At 62.1% G+C, this 6141-nt stretch carries 8 protein-coding genes; 3 read left to right on the top strand and 5 right to left on the bottom strand.

Features of this window, described 5'->3' with window-relative positions; all coding sequences use genetic code 11:
* Positions 1-179: 179 nt before the first annotated feature.
* Genes QZ186_RS11050 through QZ186_RS11030 form a run of 5 tightly spaced genes read right to left on the bottom strand, consistent with a single transcriptional unit; the run spans position 180 to position 3901 of the window.
* Positions 180-338 (bottom strand): hypothetical protein, encoded by a 159-nt coding sequence (locus QZ186_RS11050; RefSeq protein WP_247477577.1) that lies wholly within the window; start codon positions 336-338, stop codon positions 180-182.
* Between the two features lie 15 nt (positions 339-353).
* The gene (locus QZ186_RS11045) at positions 354-1001 is read right to left on the bottom strand and encodes an NAD(P)H-dependent oxidoreductase (protein WP_296416821.1); all 648 of its coding nucleotides are present in this window, start codon (positions 999-1001) and stop codon (positions 354-356) included.
* A gap of 31 nt (positions 1002-1032) precedes the next feature.
* The gene (locus QZ186_RS11040; RefSeq protein ID WP_296416820.1) at positions 1033-2016 is read right to left on the bottom strand and encodes a glycine betaine ABC transporter substrate-binding protein; all 984 of its coding nucleotides are present in this window, start codon (positions 2014-2016) and stop codon (positions 1033-1035) included.
* Positions 2013-2873: a proline/glycine betaine ABC transporter permease gene (locus QZ186_RS11035; protein WP_247477583.1), complete on the bottom strand. Its 861-nt coding sequence runs from the start codon at positions 2871-2873 to the stop codon at positions 2013-2015. Before QZ186_RS11035 ends, QZ186_RS11040 begins: the two co-directional genes overlap by 4 nt.
* Positions 2873-3901, bottom strand: coding sequence for a glycine betaine/L-proline ABC transporter ATP-binding protein (locus QZ186_RS11030; RefSeq protein WP_296416819.1), 1029 nt, complete (start codon positions 3899-3901; stop codon positions 2873-2875). Before QZ186_RS11030 ends, QZ186_RS11035 begins: the two co-directional genes overlap by 1 nt.
* A 378-nt stretch (positions 3902-4279) precedes the next feature.
* On the opposite strand from QZ186_RS11030, the gene QZ186_RS11025 reads away from it, so the two are divergent.
* The 3 genes from QZ186_RS11025 to QZ186_RS11015 are packed head-to-tail and all read left to right on the top strand — an operon-like array spanning position 4280 to position 6071.
* Positions 4280-5092 (top strand): class I SAM-dependent methyltransferase, encoded by an 813-nt coding sequence (locus QZ186_RS11025; protein ID WP_247477584.1) that lies wholly within the window; start codon positions 4280-4282, stop codon positions 5090-5092.
* A 2-nt stretch (positions 5093-5094) separates the two neighbouring features.
* Entirely contained in the window at positions 5095-5946 is an 852-nt protein-coding gene (locus QZ186_RS11020; protein WP_296416818.1) for a cyclopropane-fatty-acyl-phospholipid synthase family protein, read from the top strand.
* Entirely contained in the window at positions 5946-6071 is a 126-nt protein-coding gene (locus tag QZ186_RS11015; RefSeq protein ID WP_256463393.1) for a hypothetical protein, read from the top strand. Before QZ186_RS11020 ends, QZ186_RS11015 begins: the two co-directional genes overlap by 1 nt.
* Positions 6072-6141 lie beyond the last annotated feature (70 nt).

Below are 6141 nucleotides of genomic sequence, written 5' to 3'. Positions count from 1 at the left end.
GGAACACCTATCGGATGCTGCACCAGACCCGTTTCGCTCCCCACTTCCAGTTCATCGGGGACTTTGATCGTCACTACGGGCTGTTTGAGGGTTGCGGTTCGGCCATTCCCTTTGACCAGGGCGCCGCTGTCAGTGCGGCGGCGAGCTGCTGCTGATGGCCTGGGCTCAAGCCTTGGCGTTTAACCGAAAAAGCCCTTGCTGTTGAGCCAGAGCCCTAAGCCCAGCATCGGTACGAACACGGCGCCAGCGATCTGGAGCTTGATGCGCATGGCCGAGGGTTCGGCTTTGACCGGCTGTGCTGGCTTGGTCGAGGTCTTCTTGGAGCGGGATTTCGCCATGGGGTGGGGCCGGGGTTAGCGGTGCTCAATCAGGTCGGAGGCGGAGTAGCGGACCTTGGCGAGGCCGGCGTACTTGTCCTCGGCGCTGCGGTAGCCGCAGGCGCAGACCACGCAGCTTTGGTAATCGCTGCTTTCGAGTCCCAGGATCTTGTCGTAGTCGCTGGGACTGAAGCCCTCGATGGCGCAGGTGTCCACCTCCAACAGGGCGGCGCTGGTGAGCAGGTTGCCCAGGGCGATATAGACCTGGTTGGCGCTCCACTGGCCAATGGCCTGGCTGCGGGGTCCGTCGATCAGATCCACCTGAATCATCTGGCGGTAACCCTCGAGCAGGCTGGCGTCGATGCCCCGGGTTGTCGCGGTGGCCTCGATCAGCCGATCGGCATCGGCGGCCAGGATCTCCCGCTTCTTCAACAGCACCACCAGGTGGGAGCAGTCGGTGATTTGAGATTGGTTCCAGGAGTGGGGGCGTAGCTGGGCCCGCAGCTCGGGGTCGGTGATGACCAAGAACTTCCAGGGCTGGAGCCCATAGGACGAGGCCGTTAGAACCAAGGCGGACTCAAGCGCCTCCCAGGTTTCAGTCGGGATGCGCTGGCTGGGATCGAAGGTCTTCGTGGCGTAGCGCCACTGCAGGGCCTGCAGTAGTTGCGGGGAGGCCGTCGCCATCAAGGTTCAGTCGTTGGCCACAGCTTCCCATTCAGCCCGCAGCACCTGAGGGCCCGATCTGACCGCTGACCCAGTAGCGGACCCGTTCCGGATGCTGATCGAGGTACGCGTCCACGGCGGACTGGGCCGTGTCTTGATGGGCCTTCAACAACACCTCGGCCAGATCGGCATCGGGGATCCGAAAGCGCGTCAAGAAATCGGTGACCTCAGGGGCGAGAGCACTGAGGTCTGGCTGGCCGATGGCGTGGATCCATTCAGTTCCCCCGAAGGCGCGTTTGGGGTCGCTGAGGAACCGCAGTTTGTAGCGAGCAAACATCCAGTGGGGTGTCCAGCTGGTGACCACGACCCAGCGCCGCTCGCGGATGGCCTGGTCCAGCACGGCACTCATCGCTGCACTGCTCGAGGCCACCAACTTGATCGCGCTGAGGTCGTAGTCCTTCAGGGCGACCTGTGAGAGCTGATTCAGGCCCGATCCCGGGTCGATCCCTTGAACCTGATGGTCAAAGCGCGCAGCAATAGAGGCTTGGCGGAGATCGCCAATGGAGGTGACCAGATCCGGATCGACGTAGTCAGGGACGACCCAGCCCAGTCGTCCGGAGTACATCGGACCGAGGTCTAAGACCCGATCGCGGACGCGCTTCCAGTAGTCCCGATGGGTCAGGGGAAGCCAGGCCATCAACATCAAATCCAGATCCCCTCGGGCAACGGAGGCGTATTGGATGCCGATGTCGGCCAGGACGCGCTCGACGGGCCAGCCCAGTTCCGTCTCGATCAGTTGCTTGGCCATCAGGCTGATCACCTCCGCATCGGCCCAGGGGGACCAGCCCAGTCGTAAGGGTCTCCGCTCAGTCCGGCCCTGCCCTTGAGTTGTGCTTTGAGCCAGGGATTCGCTGCTGTTGCGTTGGCCCCCCTGTTGTTGGCGACCCAACTGGACCAAGCTCGCCAGCGAGAGTCCCGCCAGGCCCATGCCGCCCACCAGGGCGCTGCGCCGTGACCAGCGTGGAGCGTCGCTCATCGTTGTCTCCGGGCGTTGCTGGGTGAGAGGCCCTGGCTCAGGCGATCGAGAATCACCGCCAGGATCACCACCGCGATTCCCCCCTCGAAGCCCAGGCCAACATTGAGCTGTTGAATGCCCCTGAGCACGACATCGCCCAGGCCGCCTCCGCCGATCATTGAGGTGATGACCACCATGGAGAGCGCCAACATGATGGTCTGGTTGACCCCGCTCATCACCGTCGGTAGAGCGCTGGGGAGTTGCACCATCCACAGCAGTTGCAGGTCGCTGCAACCAAAGGACCGTCCGGCCTCCACCAGATCTGTGGGCACCTGAGTGATCCCCAGGTAGGTGAGCCGCACGATCGGAGGCATGGCGAAGATCAAGGTGGCGATGATCGCGGGAACGGCTCCTGTGCTGAACAACATCACCGCCGGGATGAGGTAGACGAAGGCCGGCATCGTCTGCATCAGATCCAGTCCGGGGCGCAGCAGTCTCCAGAGCCAGGGCTGACGGGTCCCAAGCACCGCCAGGGGAAAGCCCAGAAGCAAGGCCAACAGCGAGGAGGTGATCACGAGGGCCAAGGTGGCGAGCATCGGCTCCCAAAGACCCAGGGCCAGGACCAGGTTCAAGCCCAGCAGGCTGAAGAGGGCAAAGCTGCCTCCCACCAAACGCCACCCCACCACGGCAACGACCAGGGCAAACAGCCATGGCGCGGGTTGAGCCAGGACGAACTCAAGCGTTGCGGTCAATCGCTCAATGGCGACCTGGACCACGTCGAAGAGGCCCTGGCCGTTGTTTAAGAGCCACTCCACAGCGGCATCTACCCCTAGCCCCAGCGGCCCGGCCTGCTCGAGACTCGCCAGCGTGAGCACCATCAGCCCTGCTCCTTGAGGGCCTGCAGCAGCCCCCTTGGTGTCACCACTCCCAAGGGTCGTCGTTCAGGGTCCAGAACGGGGGTGGGCCAGGGGTTGCTTGAGACCGCACTAATGGCTTCGTTCAGCAGGAGTTCCGAGGGGAGAGCTCCGGCGGCTGAAGCCTCGATCCAAATGTTCTCTGGGTTGCGTAGGCCTTGGAAGCGTCCCTCGGAATCCAGGCTGAGAGTGATCCCCAGGTCTTCGGGGATGGGTTCGACGATCTGCCGCAGGGTGAGCACCGAACCCCGATCGACCGTTTGAAAGAAGGCCCGGACCGCGGGGTTCGCCGGTGCTTCAAGGAGCTCCTGGGGTGTTCCGCACTGCAGCACCTCCCCCGATTGCATCAGGGCGATGCGATCGCCAATGCGGATGGCCTCATCGAGGTCATGGGAGATGAACACCACTGTGCGTCGCTGTTCGGCCTGCAGGTCCAGCAGTAGGTCCTGCATGTCTCGGCGGATGAGCGGATCGAGGGCGGAGAAGGCCTCATCCATCAACAGGATCGGGGGATCCAGCGCCAGGGCCCGGGCCAGTCCCACCCGCTGCTGCATCCCTCCGGATAGTTGGGCTGGCTTCTGCTTCAACTGGCTGCCCAGCCCCACCCGCTCCAGGGCACGTCTGGCTTGCTTCTGACGCTCCGCCCTGGGAACGCCGGCCACCTCCAGGCCAAACGCAGCGTTGTCGAGAACGCTGCGTTGCGGGAACAGGGCAAAGGACTGGAAGACCATGGCCATGGCGTTCCGGCGCAGTTGGTTGAGCGCCTTTGGAGAGAGTGTCGCCAGGGCCTGGCCGCGCACTTGCACGGATCCCGAGCTGGGCTCGATCAGTCCGTTAATCATGCGCAACAAGGTGGACTTCCCCGAGCCCGAGAGGCCCATCACCACAAAGATCTCGCCGGGTTGGATCGTGAGGGAGACCTGCTGGACAGCCGCTTTGGGCTGCCCCAAGAACTGCTTTGAAACGGCTTGAAGTGTGATCTCTGCAGACACCTCAAAGCCGAAGCACTGCGGCGACCCTAGCGATCAAAAGCTCAATCAACAGGCTGAAGGGCGATCGTCAGGTCTTTAGCAAGTTCAAACATTTGCTCGAATGGCCTTCGCTCACTTTGATGTCGGCGACTGAGCGGCAATCAGATCACTTTGCAGCTTGAAGCAACCACTGACAGCCCTAGGCCTCATCGATAGGTTGCGGCCATGGCTTAGTTCACGACTTCGTGAACTGTGTCCGGAGGCCTCTTCAGAGGTGATCCCCCAGCCCTATTGCTGAGCCCTGAAGGTTTGCGTCTATCGGTGGCTCCCGAGGATTGAATGACGACATCCCACCGCACACAAGCATCCTCGGCCCATCGGCCGAAGACTGCTGGAGCAATGGATGAGCAGCGGTTTGGTGCCGCTCCTGAATCTGTTCGTGAGACCGATCACTATCAGCAGGAGTACATCGAGCAGTTCGCTGATCGATGGGATCGCCTGATCGATTGGGAGGCCCGCGCGCAGGCGGAGGGTGATTTCTATATCCGGATCCTGCGCGAGCACGGGGTGAAGTCCGTGCTGGACGTCGCGACGGGGACGGGGTTCCACTCCATTCGCCTCCTCCAAGAAGGTTTTGATGTGGTGAGTGCCGATGGCAGTCCCAACATGCTGGCCCGCGCCTTCCGTAATGCCCGAGATCGTGATCAGCTCCTGCGGACTGCCCAGGCGGACTGGCGCTTTCTGAACCGGGATATCCACGGCACGTTTGATGCTGTGATTTGTTTGGGTAATTCTTTTACGCACCTGTTTCGCGAGCGTGATCGGCGTAAATCTCTGGCGGAGTATTACGCCGTCTTGAAGCACAACGGCCTGCTGATTCTCGACCATCGCAATTACGACCGCCTGCTTGAAGGTGGTGCCGCCGTGAAGCAGGGGAAGGGGACGGTCTATTGCGGAGAGGATGTCTCAGTGAGCCCCGATTGTGTGGATGAGGGTCTTGCTCGCTTCCGCTATGCCTTCAGTGATGGCAGTACGTTCCACCTCAACATGTTCCCGCTTCGCTATGGCTATGTGCGTCGCTTAATGCGCGAGGTGGGTTTTCAGAAAATCACCAGTTACGGCGATTACCAGCGCGGCAAGGATGATCCTGACTTTTATGCCCATGTGGCCCATAAGGCCTATGAGGTTGATGGCGATACAACGGTGATCTAGTCATGACTCAGACCCAGTTCTCAGTCGCTGAGCGCACGGCCTCGGACTACTACGACAGCGTCGATGCTGATCGCTTCTACGAAGAGGTCTGGGGTGGCGAAGACATTCACATCGGTCTCTATGACTCCGATGCTGAGGCCATCGCTCCTGCCAGTCAGCGCACGGTCAATGCCTTAATCGAATTAATCGGCACGCTCCAGCCTGGGGCGACGGTTGTTGATTTGGGTTCGGGCTACGGCGGTGCCGCCCGCCGCCTCGCCAAGGAGTTCGGGGCCCGCGTTGAGGCGATCAATATTTCAGCCGTTGAGAACGCTCGCCATTGCCAGCTCAATGAACGCGCTGGATTGCAAGGGCAAATCCAGGTGCACGACGCCTCCTTTGAGGATGTTCCGCTTCCGTCCGGTTGTGCCGATGTGGTCTGGAGCCAGGACGCCATCCTTCACTCAGGCGACCGGCAGAAAGTCCTTCAAGAGGCTGCGCGCCTGCTGAAGCCGGGGGGGGTCATGGTCTTGACCGATCCGATGGCCGCCGATGGGGTGGAGGCCGCGTCCCTCACGGCGATCCTCGATCGCATTCATCTCCCGGACCTCGGGTCACCGGATCGCTATCAGCAGTGGGCGGGCCAGGCCGGACTCGTGCGGGAGGTCTGGCAGGACCAGACGGCGATGCTGGTTCGCCATTACAGCCGTGTTCGCGAGGAGCTCACGCGACGGGAGCAGGAGCTGCAGGCCAAGATCAGCCCGGAATACCTCCAGCGCATGGCCGCGGGCCTGGGGCACTGGATTGAAGGAGGGCAGCAGGGGCGCCTGAGTTGGGGGCTAATGCGCTTCCGCAAGCCAGCTGCAGAGGTCTGATGGATTCGTTCGCGGGCGCTGTCTTGATCTTTGTGGTGGGCGGTGTCGTCACCTTGGCGACCACCGTGATGGTGATTCAGGGCCATCTGCACTGGCGTGGCCGGGATCCCTGGGGGGAGGGCTAAGTCATGGCGTTTGTTCCCCTGCTGGCTGTCCAACCCTTCTTGGCCCCCGGGATCGCCTGGGCCCTGGTGG

Source organism: Vulcanococcus sp. DEBay_Sum29NL08_54 (genome assembly GCF_017859255.1).
Lineage (GTDB): Bacteria > Cyanobacteriota > Cyanobacteriia > PCC-6307 > Cyanobiaceae > Vulcanococcus.
The sequence above is the reverse complement of the archived record's forward strand: the minus strand, read 5'-3'. Positions and strand labels throughout refer to the sequence as shown.

Bases quoted from the DNA above. Each gene is read 5' to 3' on its own strand.
- QZ186_RS11050 (WP_247477577.1), bottom strand. From the start codon at position 338: ATGGCGAAATCCCGCTCCAAGAAGACCTCGACCAAGCCAGCACAGCCG.
- QZ186_RS11045 (WP_296416821.1), bottom strand. From the start codon at position 1,001: ATGGCGACGGCCTCCCCGCAACTACTGCAGGCCCTGCAGTGGCGCTAC.
- QZ186_RS11040 (WP_296416820.1), bottom strand. From the start codon at position 2,016: ATGAGCGACGCTCCACGCTGGTCACGGCGCAGCGCCCTGGTGGGCGGC.
- QZ186_RS11035 (WP_247477583.1), bottom strand. From the start codon at position 2,873: ATGGTGCTCACGCTGGCGAGTCTCGAGCAGGCCGGGCCGCTGGGGCTA.
- QZ186_RS11025 (WP_247477584.1), top strand. From the start codon at position 4,280: ATGGATGAGCAGCGGTTTGGTGCCGCTCCTGAATCTGTTCGTGAGACC.
- QZ186_RS11020 (WP_296416818.1), top strand. From the start codon at position 5,095: ATGACTCAGACCCAGTTCTCAGTCGCTGAGCGCACGGCCTCGGACTAC.
- QZ186_RS11015 (WP_256463393.1), top strand. From the start codon at position 5,946: ATGGATTCGTTCGCGGGCGCTGTCTTGATCTTTGTGGTGGGCGGTGTC.